This is a genomic window from Bartonella sp. AC329YNZD (assembly GCF_042196685.1).
Lineage (GTDB): Bacteria > Pseudomonadota > Alphaproteobacteria > Rhizobiales > Rhizobiaceae > Bartonella.
The window spans coordinates 1-565 of sequence record NZ_JBHIQS010000125.1; the positions used below are offsets into that span (position 1 = coordinate 1).

The window sequence follows — 565 nt, forward strand, 5'->3', positions numbered from 1 at the left end:
ATTTATAATATCAACAAGACGAATATAGAAAGCATCAAAGGTTTCATCCGTGTCCATTTTCAACTCTTCAAAGGTAGAAGCTAATCTTTGAAGCTTTGAAAACTTTACGGTTGAAGTTCCTTCAAACTGAACTTCAAGGATGTCCCATGCTTGTTTGGCTAACTCGCATGTTCCTATCCTTCGAAATTCTGACTCACTCACAGCATTAAAAATGGCATTTAAGGCCTTGCTATTGTAGCCTTCAGAATTTATTTCAGCTTGTCTCCATGTATGAGGTTCTTTAGGCACTACTACATCATCTTTTAATATAGTAGGAGCCGTATAATCGAATATTATTGAGTTCCATACGCGTTCATCTATAGACTTTAGAAATGCACGCATACGAACTTTCCAGTACGGGTAATTTAGGCCGTCAAAAAATGGTGGCCGGGCAACTGAACCTCCTTCTTTACTCATAATTAAAGAAATCAAATAAATTAATAAATCAAATTAGACAAGATCAAAGACACTCGGGAAGAGAAGTTTTAAGCCAAAAACTACACACAAGAGGTATGGCTCTGATACC

At 36.8% G+C, this 565-nt stretch carries 1 protein-coding gene; it reads right to left on the minus strand.

Features of this window, described 5'->3' with window-relative positions; translation table 11 throughout:
* Window positions 1-288: hypothetical protein (locus ACFIMW_RS09525; RefSeq protein WP_375697403.1), on the minus strand; the 288-nt coding region annotated here is incomplete at its 3' end.
* Window positions 289-565: the final 277 nt, after the last annotated feature.